Genomic DNA, 17021 nt, shown 5'->3' with positions numbered 1-17021 from the left:
CGTGTGGGCCACGCCCGCCACGATCTGGCGCTGGAAGAACACGAAGACGACGATCAGCGGGAGGCCCGCCATGAGGCCGCCGGCCATGAGCTGGGCCCACTGGATGCCGTAGGAGTTCATGACGGTCGCGATACCGTTCGGCATGGTCATCAGGTCGGGGTTGTTGGTCACCATGTAGGGCCACAGGAAGTTGTTCCAGGAGGCGATGAAGGTGAAGATGCCGACCGCCGCCAGGGAGGGACGGGCCAGGGGGACCACGATGGTGAAGAAGACCCGCCAGCGGCCCGCGCCGTCGATGAACGCGGCCTCCTCCAACTCGCGCGGGACGCCCTGGAAGAACTTGTAGAGGATGTAGACCATCGCGGCCGGCGCGCACTGGGGAAGGATCATGCCCCAGTACGTGTCGACCATCCCCATCTGCTGGACCGTGGTGAAGAGGGGGACGCCGAGGACGGCCGGGGAGATCATCAGGCCCGACATCACGATGCCCATGAGCACGCTCTTGCCGCGGAACTCCGTGCGGGCGAAGCCGTATCCGGCGAGGGCGCTGACCGTCAGCACGAGGGAGGTGACGCAGACCGACACCACCAGGGAGTTGATGAACCAGTTGGTGATGTTGCCGGTCTCCCACAGCGCCTTCCACGCCTGGCCCGTCCAGACCCTCGGCAGCCAGTGCGGCGGGATCTCGGCCGCCTCCGCCTCGGACTTGAGCGAGGTGAACAGCGCGGCCGCGATCGGGGCGACGAAGACGGCGGAGACGGCGACGCCGAGGACCGTGAGGACGATCTGGCTGGGCGTCCATGGTTTGCGGGTGCTCTTGCGGACCTGCACGGCGGTGCTCATCGGCCGCTCTCCTCACGGTTGCGCAGCAGCCACATCCGCGCCAGGGCGACGACTGCGATGATCACGAAGAAGATGATGGACATCGCGGAGGCGTAGCCCACGCGGTAGCTGGTGAAGCCCTGTTCGAGCGTGTACTGCACGAAGGAGCGGGTGCTGACCTCCGGCCCCGGCCCGAAGTCCATCATCACGACGGCCTGGTCGAAGAGCTGGAGCGAGGCGAGGATCTGGAGCGCGATCACCAGCCCCGTGATGTTGCGCAGCATCGGCAGCGTGATGTGGACCATGCGGTGCCAGGCGTTCGCGCCGTCCAGCTTGGCGGCCTCGTAGAGGTGGTCCGGGATGCCCTGGAGGGCGGCGAGGTAGAGCAGGAAGCTGAAGCCGACGGTCCACCACAGGGTCTCGATGACGATGGCGATCATCGCGTACGACTTGTCGGTCAGCCAGGGTGTGTCGAGCCCGAAGGTCTCGTTGACGAGGCCGATGCCCTGGGTGAACAGCCACTGGAACATGTTGGCGGCGACCGTCGAGGGCAGCAGGAACGGCACGAAGAAGCACAGCCGCCACAGCCACTTCCCGCGCTCGATGTGGTGGGCGAGCATCGCCAGCAGGAAGGCGAGGACCGTGATGCAGGGGACGACGAGCAGCGTGAACCAGGCGCTGTGGCCGAGCGCGTCCCACATCGCGGAGTCGTGCAGGGCCTCGCGGTAGTTGTCGAGACCGACGAAACTCGCGCCGTCGCCGGAGATGTTGGCGTCGGTGAAGCTGAGCCAGACGCCGCGCAGCAGCGGCCAGATCACGAACAGGGCGAAGAGCACCAGGAACGGGGCGACGAACCAGCCCCCGTGCTGGAAGCCCTGCTTGCGCCGCACCGTCGTGACGGCGGTCGCGGTCCTGGCGCGGGCCGGTACGGCGACGGCTCCGGTCGTCATGTGTGCGCTCGTCATGTGTGCGCTGGTCGTCATGCGACCGCACCTCCCTGCGCGGCGGTCCTGCCGTCCATCGGGTTCTTCGAGGCGAGGAGCTTGGTGAGGTGTCTCTTCATCGTCTGCGCCACCGACGCGGGCTTCGCGGAGCCCATCGTCGAGGAGACGACGACCGGACCGAGGTCCTGGGCGAGCACGCCGGTGGAGCCCGCGAACCACACCTTCGGCTCGGTGGCCTGGTGGTCCATGGCGCCGACGTACTCGTTCTGCGGGGTGAGCTTCCGGTACGCGGCCGTGGTGAGCGTCGGCGTGTAGGCGGGGATGTGTCCGCCGGCCGCCCACTGGAGGGCGTGCGTGACGACGTACGCGGCGAGTCGGTGGGCGCCCTCGTTGGTGGCGCCGCCGCGGCCGGACTGGTGGGGCAGGACGAAGGCGTGCGACTCGGCGTGGGTGGCCTGCTCGCCGAAGACGGGCGGCAGCGGGGTGGCGCCGTAGTCGAGCTTGGCGCCGGAGAAGACGGGCACGGACCAGTTGCCCTCCCAGGTGAAGGGGGCGCCGTTGATGAACTGTTCGCCGGTGGGGGCGCCGGGGACGACGTACCCGTCGGTGACGTGCCTGCGGAGGAACTCCAGGACCTGGGTGGCCTTGTCGGGGTCGAAGAGGACCTCGGTGTTGTCGGCGTCGAACCACCGGCCGCCGAGCTGGGTGTAGAAGGCGACGAAGAACCACCACTGGAAGTTCTGGTCGTTGGTCCACAGGCCGATCGTCTGCAGGCCCCTCTTCTGGGCGGCCCTGGCCTTCTTCAGGACGTCGAACCACTCGTCGGTGGAGGTGACCGGGATCATCCGGCCGTCGTCGCCGAGCAGGCCGGCCTTCCTCAGCACGTCCTTGCGGTAGAAGCAGAGCTGGACGTGGATGTCGAGGGGGAGGGCGTAGAGCTTGCCGTCGATGACGCCGCGTCTCCACAGGGCGGGGTTGAAGTCCTGCTCGCGCACTCCGTACCGGGCGAGCAGGTCGACGTCCCACGGGTCGAGGAGGCGGCCCGGCGAGAAGCCGGTGACCCGGCCCATGTGCATGACGCCGAGGTCGGGGGCGCGGTTGCCCGCGGCCGCCATGGCGAGCTTGGTGTAGAAGGGGTTGCCCCACTGGAGGGTGGAGTCCTTCACGTCGATGTCCGGGTGGGCCGTTCGGAAGGCGTCCAGCATCGCGATCATGTTGGCGCCGTCGCCGCCGCTGAAGAGGTTCCAGTAGCGCACCCGGGTGTCCGCGCCGGAGGCGAGCGCGTCGGCGCCGGTGCCGAGGGCCGCGAAGCCGAAGCCGGCGGCGACGGTCAGTCCGCCGGCCGTGGTGAGAAGATGCCTGCGGTTCAGGTCAGGTCGTCCCATTCCCCGCCCCATCTGTTCGATATCTCGAATTGCGCTCGTAACTTCGAACGGGACCGTAAGCAGGAAGCGCTTTCTCGTCAATGGGTCGCGCAGCAAAAAAGGATCGCGTGACGGGACCGGACGGGGCGCGTAGTCTCGAACAGCCCGTCCAGTGGCGGCGGGAGAGTTCAGGGGGTGGGATGGACATCGCGGTCGCGCGCAGGAGTGCGGCCCGGATCGCCTCGGCGCTACGACGCCCCCGTGCGACCCCGGCCATGCGCGAACTGGTCGCCGGCCTCACCGAAGCGGTCCGGGCCGCCCCCCGTCCCCCGTCCGATGTGCCCGAGCTGTGCCGGATCCTGTGCCGGGAGATGAGCGCGCGCCGCGGCGGACGGCCCCTGGACCTGCGTTTCGAACGGTTCCCCGACGAGATCGCGGTGACCGGACTGTGGGTGGAGTTCGGGGACTTCGACCTCGTCATCGTCGAGGAGCGGGCCGAGGGGATGCAGCAACTGGTCATCCTGGGGCATGAGTTGTGGCACCTGCACGCGGGCCACGCCCACCACCACGCGGCCGCGGCGGACGCGCTCGCCGGACGGCCCGGCTGGGACTCCGTCGCCCTGACCGTGGCCGCCCGCAACGGCTCCCGGGAAGCGGACGAGGCCGAGGCCGACGACTTCGGGCACCGGCTGGCGGCCGCCTTCCGGCCCTACGCGACCGGCCGGGGCAGCGCCCCTCCCGGCCCCGTCCAGCGGTCCCTCGGCTACCACCGGTCCGGAGGCAGGACACTGTGACGCGTCTCCACCTGGCCGAAGGCGCCGGTGGGTTCCTCACCGGGCTGTACATCTCCTTCTGGCTGCCCGCCCTGGTCCTGACCGCGGCCCTGGTGATCAAGCTGCCCAGCATCCTCAAGCTGTGGCGGGACCCGCTGCTGCGGGCCGTGGGCGGCCTGCTGCTGTTCGCCTGCGCGGTCTTCGTCTTCGCGGCCCCCGGCACCATCGCCTGGACCAACCGCGTCACCGGCGTGCCCAACATCGCGGCGCCCTGGGTGTACTCCCTGCTCACCGCGCTGTCCGCGTCCTGGCTGCTGCTGGTCGTGCACTGGCGCAACGGCCACACCGACCGCCGGGAGCAGACGCGGCGCGCGACCCGCTGGGTGGTCTCCGTCTACGCGGGCGTGGTCGTCGCGCTGTGGGTGCTGTTCGCGCTCGCCGACGTGCCCGTGGAGCAGGTCCGGGACCTGGACACCTACTACGCGAGCACGCCGTTCATGCGCGAGGAGATCCTGCTGTACCTCCTCGCGCACGCCGTGGCCTGCTCGATCACGACCCGGCTGGTGTGGAACTGGATCCGCACCGACGGCCTCGACGGCTGGCTGCGCTGGGGCCTGCGCTTCCTGGGCATCGGCTACGCGACGAACCTGCTCTTCGGCGCGGCCAAGCTGACCGCCGTGGTGGCCCGCTGGACCGGCCACGACCTGGACTGGCTGAACACCAACATCGCGCCCTCGGCCGCCTGCATCGCCGCCACCTTCGTCGCGATCGGCTTCATCGTCCCGCACGCCGGGCAGTACCTGCAGGACCGCTGGCTGGTGCGCCGCCGCTACCGGAGCCTGAAGCCGCTCGCCCGGCTGCTGCGGACCGTCGCCGGCGGCCGCGAACCGCTCGCGCTGCGGGCCACCGCCGAGATGCGCCTGATCCGCCGCGAGACCTACATCCGCGACGCGCTGCTGTACCTGTCCCGCTTCCTCGACGAGGACCTGCGCCGCCGGGCCTACGACGCCGCCCTCGCCCTCGGCCACGAGCGGGGCCGGGCGCAGGAGCTGGCCGCCGCGGTGACGATCGTGGACGCGGTCGAGACCCGCGGGCGCGCTCCGGACGGCGACGGCCGGTGCGAGGCCGACACCACGTACCTGCTCCAGGAGATCCAGGCCGTCTCCGAGGCCCTGGGCCGCCCCGACGAGATCTCGGCGGTCCGTGTCCGTGCGGCCGTCCCGGCAGAGAGCGTCTCCACGCATGACTGAACCTCCCTCCCCCGCCAGAGTCACCGTCGTCCTCGGGGGATCCCACACCGGCATGCTCGCGGCGCGGGCCCTGGCCGGTCCCGCCGACCGGGTCGTCGTCGTGGAGCGCGACGAGCTGCCGACGACGCCCGCGCCCCGCAGGGGGCTGCCGCAGGCCCGGCACGCCCACATGCTCTGGTCGGGCGGCGTCCTGGCGATGGAGCGGCTGCTGCCGGGCATCACCCGCGCCTTGCTGGACGTCGGGGCGCGCCGGGCCCCGGTCACCACGGACATGGTCGTCCTCTCGCCGCGCGGCTGGTTCCGCCGCTGGCCCGAGTCGCACCACGTGATCCTGGCGAGCCGCGACCTGCTGGACGCCACCGTCCGGGCCCGCGTCCTCGCCGACGACCGGATCGAGCTGCTCGCGGGCACGGAGGTCCTGGGACTCACGGGTGACGCCCGGGCGGTCACCGGGGTCCGGGTGCGGGAACGCGACGGCCGGGAGCGGACCCTCGCGGCCGGCCTGGTCGTGGACGCCACCGGCCGCGGCTCGAAGGCGCCCCGCTGGCTCGCCGGCCTCGGGCTGCCGGCGCCGGAGCGGCGCGAGATCGACTCCGGACTCGCGTACGCCAGCCGGCTCTACCTCGCGCCCGAGCAGGCCCGCGAGGGCTTCCCGGTGGTCAACGTGCAGTCCGACCCGCGGGACGGCGGCCCCGGCCGGGCCGGTTTCCTGCTGCCCATCGAGGACGGCCGCTGGATCGTCACCCTCAACGGCACCCGGGGCGGCGAACCGGGCTCCGCAGCGGACGCGTTCCTTCCGTTCGCCCGCGAGAAGCTGCGGCACCCGCTCATCGGCGACCTGATCGCCCGCGCCGAGCCGCTGTCCGACGTCGCGGTCACCCGTGCGACCGTCAACCGCCGTCACTTCTACGAGCGGATGCCGGCCTGGCCGGAGGGCTTCACGGTCCTCGGCGACGCGGTCGCGGCGTACAACCCGCTCTACGGGCACGGGCTGGCCGTGGGAGCGCAGAGCGCGGTGCTGCTGCGGAAGTTGACGGAGCGTCACGGGTTCGGCTCGCCCGGTCTGGCCCGCCGTGTGCAGCGGGCGGTGGCGCGGCCCGTCGGGGCGGCCTGGGATCTCGCCGGCGGACAGGACGTGTTCTACCCGGGGGCGACGCGGGAGGGGCCGACCCCGCGGGACCGGCTCGTGGCCGCGTACGTGTCGCGGCTCATGCACACGGCCACCGGGAACGGACGCATCGCCCGCCGGGTGACGGACGTGACCTCGCTGGAGCGGCGGGCGGGGGTGCTGCTGGGACCGTCCGTCCTGCTGGCGGCGCTGGCCGGGCCGCTCAAGCCGCCGCTCACCGCGCCGCCGCTGACCGCCGAGGAGTTGAAGAGGGCGGGGCTCCAGTAGTCAGCCGGCGAACGCCGGCTGCCTCAGGCCCTTGCCCGCTCCGGGCACCACCAGCAGCGAACCCGCCACCGGGTGCGGGGCCGTGAGGCCCACGCGGGCCGTGGTGACGTACAGGTCGGTGAGGTCCGGGCCGCCGAACGCGCAGGCGGTGACACGCGGGGTCGGGAGGGTGATCACCCGGTCCAGCTCGCCGTCGGGCGTGTAGCGGCGGACCGCTCCCCCGTCCCACAGCGCGACCCAGACGCATCCGTCGGCGTCGACGGTGAGCCCGTCGGGGAAACCGGCGCCGTCCTCGATCGCGACGAAGGGCCGGCGGCCGGTGACGTGGCCGTCCTCGTGGTCGAACACGTCGACCCGCCGCGTCGGCGAGTCGATGTAGTACATGAGCCGGCCGTCCGGGCTCCAGCCGGTGCCGTTGCTGACGGCCACGTCGTCGAGGACCGTGTGGTGCGTGCCGTCGCCGGTGACGCGGGACAGGGTGCCGCCGCCCGGGGCCTCGTCGTAGCGCATGGTGCCGGCCCACAGGGAGCCGTCGGGGGCGACGGCCGCGTCGTTGGCGCGGCGGCCGGGGACGGGCTCGTGGTGGAGCCAGCGGAAGGAGTCGTCGGGGTCCAGCAGGGCCACGCCGTCCCGCAGGTTGAGGACCAGTCCGCCGCCGGCGCGCGGCTTGACGGCACCGATGTGCTGGTCGAGGACGCGGACCGTGCGCTGCCCGGAGACCGGGTCGTAGCTGTGCAGCCGGGCGCCGAGGATGTCGATCCACAGCAGCCGCTCGCCGTCCCAGGTGGGTCCCTCGCCGAGGGTGGCCTCGGCGCGCACGGCGACGTCGTACTTCGTGTGCAGGGTCATCCCACGCTCCGGTGGCCAAGGCGCTCGGACAGTTCGGCGGCGCCCTTGGCGGCGAGCTGCTCCAGCTCGCCGCGGCGGTCGTCGCTCCAGCGGATCATCGGTACGGAGATGGAGAGCGCGGCGACGACCTGCCCGGTGCGGTCGCGGACCGGGGCGGCCACGCAGGAGACGTCCGGGTTGGACTCCCGGTTCTCGACGGCTACCCCGCGCTGCCGGATCTCGTCCAGGGCCTCGCGCAGGGCGGCCGGGTCGGTGATGCTGTTGGGCGTCATGGCCACCAGCGTGCCGTCCTCCGGGATCCGGGAGGCGAGCTGCGGCTCGGGGAGGGAGGCGAGGAGCATCTTGCCGACGGAGGTGCAGTGCGCGGGCAGGCGCCGGCCCGCGGCGGACACCATCCGCACCGCGTGCGTGGAGTCGACCTTGGCGATGTAGATGACGTCGGTGCCCTCCAGGATCGCCACGTGCACGGTCTCGTCACAGGTCTCGGCGACGGACCGGGCGACCTGCTGGCCCTCGGCGGCGAGGTCGAGCTGCTCGGCGTACCGGCTGCCGAGCTGGTAGGGCCGCACCCCGAGCCGGTAGCGTCCCGGCTGACCGGGGACCTGGACGATGTACGACCGGGCGGCGAGAGTGGTCACCAGCTCGTGCACGGTGGTGCGCGGCAGCTGGAGCTTGCGCACGATGTCGGGGGCGGAGAGCGTCCCGTCTCCGTCGAGGAAGAGCTCGAGAATGTCGAGAGCCCGGGTCACGGCAGGTACGAGGCGTCCCACAACCGGCCCCCTTCCCTTTGCGTCTAAGGCGTCTGCGTTCGAAATTTCAACAGACGATCGGCATGACGAACACAGGCTATCGACATGCCGTTTCTTCCGGCAATGGGCAAGGAGGACGTAGACCCACTCCGTGTGCGGGACGTCACACTGGGTCGCTCACGCCAGCTCCCCCCGCAACCGCCTCGCCCGCAGCACCAGTTCCAGTTCGAAGCGGCGGTCCGGGTCGTCGATCTCGTCGCCCCAGAGTTCGCGGATCTGGCGGAGGCGGTAGCGGACGGTCTGGGGGTGGACGCCGAGGCGGGCCGCGACCTCGGGGGCCCCGCCGCGGGTCTCCAGCCAGGCCAGCAGGGTTTCCGCGAGGCGGCGGGCGTGGGTGGGACCGCAGTGGCTCAGGGGGGCCAGGCAGCGCAGGGCCAGGTCGTCGATCAGCTCCTCCGGCTGGAGCAGGACCAGGGCCTCGGTGTGTTCGGTGCAGTAGAGCACGTCCCCGGCGGGGAGCAGGTCCCGTTCCATGAGGCGTACGGCGGCCTCGGCCCAGCGCAGGGACTTCGCCGCGTCGGCGAGGGGGACCGGGGGGCCGATCGCGCCGGCCCAGCCGGTCAGGGCCCGGTGCAGGAGTTCGGGGCGGCCCGCCGCGTCCGGTTCCGGGACGACCATGCGGGGCTGTTCGTAGTCCATGTCCAGCAGGACGCTCTGGCCCACCGCGGGCGGCACCGCCTCACGGGCCGGGCGGAGCAGGACGCCGACCGCCACCTTCTTCGGCAGGGGCCAGCCGATGCGGGCCGCGCGTTCCGCCAGCGCGTCCGCCGGGTCGCCCCGGTGGCGTTCGGCCAGCAGTAACTCCATCAGGCGGCGCTGGAGACGCAGCCGCTCGCCGGCCTGGCGGGCCGCGGCCTCCGCATAGCCCCGGACCGACTGGTCGACCAGGCCGTCCAGATACTCGTAGCCGGCGTCCACCAGCTCGTACATCGCGGGCGGCGGGATCTCGACACGCTGGCCGATGTCGGCGAAGCGGCGCCAGGCCAGCCGTACGCCCATGCGGTAGATCGCCTGGAGGGAGTCGAGGCTGCGGCCGTTCAGGCCCTCGCCGCGGCCGAACTCCTGGAAGACGCCCGGGGGGACCGTGGGGCGGCCCTCCGCCGTCTCCAGGTGCTGGACGAAGACCTCGATCGCGCGGCGGATGCCGACCAGGGCCATCGGCTCGCCGGACTCGTCCAGGACCACCGGCAGATGGGGGTACTCGCGGCGGATCTCGCGCAGGATCTCCTCCGCGAGGGCCGGCGCCTCGGACATGGCGATGGCCGCGAAGCGGCGGACCTGGAGGCGGGGGACGTCATGCCAGGCCGAGCGGGCGTTCGCTGCTGCCGGGCGGGCGGCCACGGGTCAACTCCCCTGGTCCGTCTGCTCGTAGGTGATCAAGGGTGTGTTGGGCTGCTCGGGCGTGGCCTCCAGCAGCGCGACGATGCCGAGGGCGGCACCGAGGGCGAGCAGTGCGGCGGCCACGACGGTCAGTGCGGCGGCGAGCAGTCTGGACATCGCAGGGGCAGCCTCTCTCGAGCGGCTCGATCCGGCGTCCCACCCGGCATCCAAGCCCGGTACCCACCCTGCCTGTCGACCCAGTGTCGACAGGACATTGACAATCCGTCAAGACATTGACACCCCGTGCCAACACGCCTACGGTCTCCGGCCCAAGGGCCGGCCCGAACTCCGTCATCTCACGCCCCAGGAGTGTCCGGATGCGCCGTACAGCCTCTCCAATCTCCCTGATTCTGCTGGGACTCGGCACGTTTTTGCTGGTACTGGCGCCGTTGCTCGCGTGGTACGTGGAACCGCGTGCGGCCGTGAACCCGATCGACATCGACCAGACCGCCGTCTACCGCGGGACGGGCAGCGTCTTCGACACCGAGGAGCTGGAGACGGTTCCCGGTCAGCGGATCACCGTCACCCAGCAGGTGCGCGGCGACGTCGAGGACAGCGAGCGCAGCGGCCGGGCCGCGGTGTGGGACGTGACCACCACCGTCGACACCGACAAGTCGCTGCCGGCCTCGGACCCGCACGACGCCCTGGAGTTCGTCCCGCACCGCTGGGTCATGGACCGAAGGACCACCAAGCCGGTGCACTGCTGCGGCGAGAAGCCGTACATCGAGGGCGAGGCCTATCTGAAGTTCCCCTTCGACGTGCAGCGACGCTCCTATCAGTGGTGGGACAACTCCCTGGGTTCGACGGTGACTTTGCGTTACCAGGGTACGAAGAAGGTTCAGGGGTACACGGGTTACCGGTTCACCGGCACGGTCGCCCCGGCGAAGGTCGGGACGCGGCTCGTGCCGGGCACGATCGTGGACGAGCCCGGCCGGCCGCAGGTGCTGGCCGAGGAGTGGTACTCCAACCACGGCATCGAGCTGGTCGTCGACCAGCGCACCGGCCGGGTGGTCTACGCACAGGTGGGCCCCAAGCGCACCCTGCGGGCGCCCGGCGCGAAGAAGGACGCCGTGGTCCTGCTGGACAGCCGGAAGATCGCGTTCACCACCGCGACGCAGAAGGAGGCCGTACGGCTGGCCGAGCGGGACAGCGGACAACTGCGCACGGTGGGCGAGACGTTGCCGATCGGGGCGGCTGTGGCCGGATTCGTACTGGCTGCCGTGGGGGGCGTTTTGGTGGTACGGGGACGCAGGCGCCCCGAGTCCACCGATATGAGTGGTACGCCCGAGCCCGTTCTCACGAACTGACTGGACGTCAGCTCTAATAAGCCCGGAAATTGTCACGCACGTGAGTAGCCACGGCGTTCGGGTGAGCGAAAACTGTGCCACCCCACCCGAGCACAGCCCGTCCACACCACCCTCCTAGGAAGCGCTCAGTCCCCCCACGACCAGCTGAGAGAAACCGCTGAGTTCCGCACCCTGAGACGAGTTGGAGCACCCATGCCCCAGCACGTGCCCCACCCGCTGCGGACGTCTCCCCAGGCGTCGCAGTGGCAACCCTCATCGCACGGCCCGCACCACCCTTCGGCGCTCCCCCCACCTCCGCGCCGAATCGTTTTTCTCGCCCACCGTGACCTCGACAACCCCGCCGCCGGCGGCTCCGAACTCCTCGTCGACCGGCTCGCCGACGGACTCACCGCGCTCGGTCACCAGGTGACCCTGCTGTGCGGCGGCCCGGCCTCCTACCGGGACTACCGCGTGGTGTCGGCAGGCGGCGAGTTCGGCCACTACCTGCGTGCCCGTACGGCCTTCGCCCGCCAGGTCGGCGAGACCGACCTGCTGGTCGAGGTCTGCAACGGCATGCCCTACCTCGCGCCGCTGTGGCACCGCGGCCCCACCCTGTGCCTGGTCAACCACGTGCACACCGACCTGTGGAAGATGCGGTTCGGCGGGCCCCTGGCCCCGGCGGCCCGGATCGGCCGAAGACTCGAACACTGGGCGCTGGCCGGTGCGGCGGCCCGGCACCGGAGTCTGCTGGTCGCCGTGTCCCCGTCGACCGCGCACGCGCTGCGCGCGATCGGTGTCGAACGGGACCGCATCCGGGTCGTGCACAACGGCGTCGAGGAGCCGGAACCGCTGGTGCGCCGCTCGCCGGAACCGCTCTTCGTGGCGGTGGGCCGGCTCGTCGAGTACAAGCGGATCGACCTGCTGCTGAGACTGTGGGAGCGGGTGCGGCCGGTGACCGGCGGCCGGCTGGTGATCGTCGGCGACGGCCCCGAACGCTCCCGGCTGGAGCAACTGGCCGGTCCTGGAGTGGAGTTCACCGGTCACGTCAGCGAGTCCGAGAAGCACCGGCTGCTGTGCGAGGCGTGGCTGCTGCTGCATCCGTCCGCCGTGGAGGGATGGGGACTGGTCGTCACCGAGGCCGCGACGCGAAGGACGCCGACCGTCGCCTTCGACGTGCCCGGACTGCGGGACTCCGTCGTGGACGGGCAGACGGGTGTGCTGGCGCGGGGTGAGTCCTCGTTCGCCGCCGCCTGGTGCGCCTTGGCTCTGTCCTCGCATCGGCGGGAGCTGATGGGCAAGGCCGCTCGGGACCGGGCGGCGCAGTTCCGTTGGCATCGGACCGTCAGACAGTTCCGGGCCGTGGCCGCCGAGGCGGTGAGGAGCTGGGGGCCGTGACGAGGCCCCGGACGAAGGCTCCGGTGACCAGGCCCCGGATGAAGGATCCCTCCCTTCGGCGATCCGTCACGCTCTTCCGGGCCTTCCTGCGGGAGCAGCGGGACCCCGCGTCCTGCTACGCGCTGCTTGCCCGTGACGCCGTCGATCAAGTCGAGGCCTACGACGGCCCTGTCACCGGCCGCACGGTCGTGGACGTCGGCGGCGGCAGCGGGTACTTCACCGAGGAGTTCCGCGGACGGGGCGCCCACGCGTTCCTCTTCGAGCCCGATCCCACCGAGCTCGGGGACAGGCCCCCCGACGCGACCGTGATCGCCGACGGCTACCTGCTCCCCCTCCAGGACGCCTGCGCCGACGTCACCTTCTCCTCCAACGTCCTGGAGCACGTGGCCGATCCGCAGACCTTCCTCAGTGAGCTCGTCCGCGTCACCCGCCCCGGTGGGCTGATCTACGTGTCGTTCACCAACTGGCTGTCCCCGTGGGGCGGTCACGAGTGGGCGCCCTGGCACTACCTGGGTGCCGAGCGGGCCCGCGCCCGCTATCGGCGCCGTACCGGAAAGGCCGCCAAGCACACCCTCGGCGAGAACCTGTTCGCCGTGCACATCGGCCCGACCCTGCGGCAGGTGCGTGCCCGGGACGACGTCACGGTCGTCTCGGCGCGCTCCCGCTACTGGCCCTTCCTCGCGGAGACCGTCGTCCGGGCCCCCGGCATCCGCGAGATCGCCACCTGGAACCTCCTCCTCATCCTCCGGCGGTGTCCACCATGACGACGTCCACGGTCCAGGCCCCTCCTCCGGCAGCCGCCGCCGGCACCGCGATCATGTCGGGGCCGCCGGAGGGCCCCCGGTCGCGACGCTGGCTGCTCGGGTTCTGGGCCGTGGTGTTCATGCTGTTCCTGGCGGTGCACCCGGGCCGGCAGACCTTCGACACCAAGCTCGGCGTCACCACGGACCCGGGGCGCTTCCTCGCCGACCTCGGGCAGCTGTGGCACGACCAGGGCTCCTTCGGCGGCATCCAGGACCAGTACGTCGGCTATCTGTGGCCGATGCTGCCGTTCTACTGGCTGGGCCACGCCCTCCAGCTGCCGGTGTGGCTGGTGGAGCGGCTGTGGCTGTCGGTGGTCGTGTCGGTGGCCTTCTGGGGCGCGCTCCGGCTGGCCGAGCGGCTGCGGGTCGGCACCGGGGCATCCCGGCTGCTCGCCGCCGTCGCGTACGCGCTGTGGCCGACCTTCACCATCGTGATCGGCTCGACCTCCGCCGCCGCGCTGCCCGGCGCCTTCCTGCCGTGGGTGCTGCTGCCGCTGACGAACGAGCGCCACGGCGCCCGGATCGCCGCCCTGCGCTCGGCGCTGGTCGTCCCGTTCATGGGCGGTGTGAACGCGGCCTCCACCCTGGCCTGCCTGCTCCCCGTCGGGCTGTACTTGCTGTCCCGGCCCCCCGGACCGCGGCAGCGCAAGCTGATCGCCTGGTGGGTGCCGGGCGTGATCCTGGCGACGGCCTGGTGGGTGATCCCGCTGCTGCTGCTCGGCCTCTACGGCGAGAACTTCCTGCCGTACGTCGAGAGCGCGCGCACCACGACCGAGACGATGTCGGCGACGGAGGCCCTGCGCGGGGCCGGGAACTGGGTCGCCTATCTGCACCTGGGGGAGGCGTGGCTGCCGGCCGGATGGACCGTGGCCTCCTCGGTGATCGTGATCCTGTGCTCGGCGTTCGCGGCCGGGCTCGGTCTCGCGGGCCTGGCACGGCGGGACATGCCGGAGCGCCGGTGGCTGGTGCTGACCGTGCTGACGGCCGTCCTGGTCCTCCTCGCGGGGTACGGCGGCGCATTCGGCGCGCCCTTCCACGGGCTGGTGCAGGACTGGCTGAACGGCGGTCTCGCCCCCTTCCGCAACATCTACAAGTTCCAGCCGGGCCTGGCGCTCGCCCTGGTGCTGGGCCTCGCCCATCTGGTGGGCGTTGCCGCCGAGCCGCGCGGGGCGAGAGAGATCAGGGGCCGCCGCCACGCCCCCCTCGTCGCGGCCGTCCTCATCCTCCCCGGGCTGCTGTGGCCGTACCTCAACGGCTCGATCCTCAACCCCGGTTCCTTCCAGGAGCTGCCGAAGTACTGGCACACCACGGCCGACTGGCTGAAGAAGTACTCCCCCGACTCGCGCGCCCTCGTCGTCCCCGCCACCGCGCACGGCATCTACACCTGGGGCTCACCCATCGACCAGCCCCTCGACGTCCTCGCCGAGTCCCGCTGGGCGCAGCGGGACTACGTCCCCTTCGGCACCCCCGGCAACCGGCGCACGACGGACGCGGTCGAGCAGGCGCTGCTGACCGGCGGTGAGATCCCGGGCCTGGCCGACTACCTGAGCCGGGCCGGGGTGTACTACGTCGTCGTCCGCAACGACCTCGACCCCGACCAGATCGGCACCGTGTCGTCGTCGGTGGTCAAGCGGGCCCTCGAACAGTCCGGGTACGAGCGTGTGACGGGGCTCGGGCCGCTCATGACCGGCGGGAGGATCGCGCACGGCACCCCGCTCCAGGTCGAGGGGCTGTACCCGAGGCAGCGGGCGGTGGAGATCTACCGTCCGGCGAGCCAGGACGTGCCGCGCCCCGGACAGGCCGGCCTGCTGCCGGTCGCCGACACCGCCCAGGTGTCCGGCGGCCCCGAGTCGCTGCTGCCGCTGGCGACCGAACTGCGGGGCCGGGCAACGGTGTTGACCGGTGACAACCATCCCGGGCTCGGCACCCCGCCGCTCCAGATCGTCGGCGACGGACTGCGGCGCGCGGACACCCGGTTCGGGCTCGTCAACGCGAACACGTCGTACACGTACACCGAGGACGAGCGCAACGCCTCCGGGGCCGCCCAGGACGCCGGTGAGAAACCGCACCAGATCCTGCCGACGACGGGCCAGGACCATCAGACGGTGGCGGAACTGCGCGGCGCCCGCTCGGTGACGGCGTCGTCGTACGGCAACTGGCTTTTCCACCTGCCGCAGTTCGACCCCGTCAACGCCTTCGACGGCAACCCGGACACCGCCTGGGCGGAGGGCGTGGCGGGCTCGCCCGACGGGCAGTGGCTGCGGATCGGCCTGTCGGATCCCGCCTACGACATGCCCTCCTCGTTCAAGGTCACGCCGTTGCCCCAGGAGAGCGTGCGGTCGGCGGCGACCAAGGTGCGGGTGGAGACCGAGCGGGGGTCGCGGACCAGCTTCCTGCGGCCCGACGGATCGACGCAGAGCGTCAAGGCACCACCCGGGGCGACGGGTTGGATGAAGCTGACCATCGTCGACTCGGTCGCGCGGCGCACCGGTCTCGCCGGGGCCGGGTTCTCCGAGATCGCCCTGCCGCACGTGCAGGTGACCCGGCTGCTGCGGCTGCCGACCGACGCCGACCGCGCGGACTCCGCCGCCGCGGTCGTCTCCCTGCACCGGGTTCCCGACCCGGCCGGGATCTCCCCGACCGGCACGGAGGCCGGCCTGCACCGCCGCTTCACCACGGCGGCCTCCGGCACGTACACGGTCAAGGCGAGCGCGGTGCCGGTGACCGGGGAGGAGCTCGACCGGCTGCTGTACGAGGTCGCCCCCGACCAGCGCGACCGCATCACCGCGACCGCCGACTCCACGGCCGGCCTCGGCACGGGCCTGTCCGCCCGCAACCTCACCGACGGCGACCTCACGACGGCCTGGATCGCGGGCGACCGCCCCACGATCCACCTGAGCTGGAACGGCAAGCAGCCCGTCTCGGAGCTGGTGCTGGCACCCGCGGGCGGTCTGTCCACCCGGCCCACTGAGGTCGACATCACCTCGCCAGACGGCGCGACGGTCGCCGGCGTCGACGAGAACGGCGCGGTGCGCTTCCCGGCCATCATCACCGATCGCCTCGACATCACGATCACCCGGACGGCCCCGCTGGTGCTGCACAACCCGGTCGCCGACGAGGACCTCCAGCTCCCGGTGGGACTCACGGAGGCCTACCTCCCGGCCCTCGACCGGTACCGCACCCCGCAGCCCAAGGCCGACCGCACGTTCTCCCTGCCGTGCGGCAAGGGCCCGGTACTGGCGGTCGACGGCAAGCTGTACCAGACGGGCGTGTCGGGCCGGATCCGTGACCTGACCGAACGGCGCGAGCTGGACGTGACGCTCTGCCAGTCGGGCAGCTCGGAGTCGGAGTTGTCCCTCGGAGCCGGTGAGCACGTCGTCGAGGGCGGGGACACCGGACCGCTCGCCCTGACCGACATCACCCTGACCCGCGGGACCATCGCCGAACCCGCCTCCCTCACACGGGAGTTGCGGATCAACGACTGGCTGGGCGACCGGCGCGAGGTGACCGTGGGGCCGGGCGCCGCCTCGTACCTGACGACGTACGAGAACTACAACGACGGCTGGAAGGCCACGCTGAACGGCAAAGCCCTCTCCCCGCTGCGGCTCGACGGCTGGCAGCAGGGCTGGCGGATCCCGGCCGGGGCGGGCGGCACGGTGAAGCTGTCGTACGAACCCGCGACGGCCTACGACGGCGCGCTGATCGGCAGCGCGGTCGCGCTGGCGGTGCTGGTGGGCCTGGTGCTGTGGCGCAGGCGCACCCCGAACCCCGACGAACCGCAGCCGGTGCCACCGGCGCCGGGGGTGTGGCTCGGCGTAGTGGCGCTGACACTGGTGGGCGTGGTGATCGCCGGCTGGTTCGCACTGCTGGTCCCAGCACTGGCGCTCCTCGCGTCCAGGCGGCACGGTCTCCTGGTCCCGATCGCCGTCGTGGCCCTGGCGGGGGCAGGG

14 protein-coding genes are annotated in these 17021 nt (G+C 71.9%); 7 read left to right on the top strand and 7 right to left on the bottom strand.

Annotation, left to right across the window (positions count from 1 at the left end):
- The 3 genes from EHS43_RS17680 to EHS43_RS17670 form a co-directional block, all read right to left on the bottom strand.
- A partial coding sequence (locus EHS43_RS17680; protein ID WP_148104054.1) for a carbohydrate ABC transporter permease occupies window positions 1-843 on the bottom strand: 843 nt, incomplete at its 3' end.
- Window positions 840-1772 carry a carbohydrate ABC transporter permease gene (locus tag EHS43_RS17675; RefSeq protein ID WP_125191735.1) on the bottom strand — a complete coding sequence of 311 codons (933 nt, stop codon included), beginning with the start codon at window positions 1770-1772 and terminating at the stop codon, window positions 840-842. The genes EHS43_RS17680 and EHS43_RS17675, both read right to left, overlap by 4 nt.
- 29 nt (window positions 1773-1801) lie before the next feature.
- Complete coding sequence (locus EHS43_RS17670; protein WP_125191732.1) at window positions 1802-3151, bottom strand: extracellular solute-binding protein; 1350 nt, start codon at window positions 3149-3151, stop codon at window positions 1802-1804.
- Between the two features lie 179 nt (window positions 3152-3330).
- On the opposite strand from EHS43_RS17670, the gene EHS43_RS17665 reads away from it, so the two are divergent.
- The 3 genes from EHS43_RS17665 to EHS43_RS17655 are packed head-to-tail and all read left to right on the top strand — an operon-like array spanning window position 3331 to window position 6549.
- Window positions 3331-3924, top strand: a complete 594-nt coding sequence (locus tag EHS43_RS17665) for a toxin-antitoxin system, toxin component family protein (protein WP_125191731.1) — start codon at window positions 3331-3333, stop codon at window positions 3922-3924.
- On the top strand, window positions 3921-5153 hold the full coding sequence (locus EHS43_RS17660) for an MAB_1171c family putative transporter (protein WP_125191730.1): 1233 nt from the start codon (window positions 3921-3923) through the stop codon (window positions 5151-5153). Before EHS43_RS17665 ends, EHS43_RS17660 begins: the two co-directional genes overlap by 4 nt.
- The gene (locus tag EHS43_RS17655; RefSeq protein WP_185806290.1) at window positions 5146-6549 is read left to right on the top strand and encodes an FAD-dependent oxidoreductase; all 1404 of its coding nucleotides are present in this window, start codon (window positions 5146-5148) and stop codon (window positions 6547-6549) included. Before EHS43_RS17660 ends, EHS43_RS17655 begins: the two co-directional genes overlap by 8 nt.
- Here EHS43_RS17655 and EHS43_RS17650 read toward each other — a convergent pair whose 3' ends face one another.
- From EHS43_RS17650 to EHS43_RS46500, 4 genes are all read right to left on the bottom strand, one after another.
- Window positions 6550-7398, bottom strand: a complete 849-nt coding sequence (locus tag EHS43_RS17650; protein ID WP_125191729.1) for an SMP-30/gluconolactonase/LRE family protein — start codon at window positions 7396-7398, stop codon at window positions 6550-6552. It abuts the gene before it with no gap.
- Window positions 7395-8168, bottom strand: a complete 774-nt coding sequence (locus tag EHS43_RS17645; protein ID WP_125191728.1) for an IclR family transcriptional regulator — start codon at window positions 8166-8168, stop codon at window positions 7395-7397. Before EHS43_RS17645 ends, EHS43_RS17650 begins: the two co-directional genes overlap by 4 nt.
- Before the next feature lie 156 nt (window positions 8169-8324).
- Window positions 8325-9548, bottom strand: coding sequence for a CdaR family transcriptional regulator (locus EHS43_RS17640; protein ID WP_125191727.1), 1224 nt, complete (start codon window positions 9546-9548; stop codon window positions 8325-8327).
- A gap of 3 nt (window positions 9549-9551) precedes the next feature.
- The gene (locus EHS43_RS46500; RefSeq protein ID WP_185092818.1) at window positions 9552-9704 is read right to left on the bottom strand and encodes a hypothetical protein; all 153 of its coding nucleotides are present in this window, start codon (window positions 9702-9704) and stop codon (window positions 9552-9554) included.
- Between the two features lie 200 nt (window positions 9705-9904).
- Between EHS43_RS46500 and EHS43_RS17635 the strand changes: the two genes are divergently transcribed.
- From EHS43_RS17635 to EHS43_RS17620, 4 genes are all read left to right on the top strand, one after another.
- The gene (locus tag EHS43_RS17635) at window positions 9905-10894 is read left to right on the top strand and encodes a DUF3068 domain-containing protein (protein ID WP_125191726.1); all 990 of its coding nucleotides are present in this window, start codon (window positions 9905-9907) and stop codon (window positions 10892-10894) included.
- 192 nt (window positions 10895-11086) lie between these two features.
- Entirely contained in the window at window positions 11087-12268 is a 1182-nt protein-coding gene (locus tag EHS43_RS17630; RefSeq protein ID WP_125191725.1) for a glycosyltransferase family 4 protein, read from the top strand.
- 38 nt (window positions 12269-12306) lie between these two features.
- Window positions 12307-13032, top strand: coding sequence for a bifunctional 2-polyprenyl-6-hydroxyphenol methylase/3-demethylubiquinol 3-O-methyltransferase UbiG (locus EHS43_RS17625; protein ID WP_125191724.1), 726 nt, complete (start codon window positions 12307-12309; stop codon window positions 13030-13032).
- Window positions 13029-17021, top strand: a 3993-nt coding sequence (locus EHS43_RS17620; RefSeq protein ID WP_125191733.1) for a DUF3367 domain-containing protein, incomplete at its 3' end; no start/stop codon positions are given. The genes EHS43_RS17625 and EHS43_RS17620, both read left to right, overlap by 4 nt.

The organism is Streptomyces sp. RP5T, from assembly GCF_003933965.1.
Lineage (GTDB): Bacteria > Actinomycetota > Actinomycetes > Streptomycetales > Streptomycetaceae > Streptomyces.
This window is presented reverse-complemented; position numbering and strand designations above follow the sequence as displayed.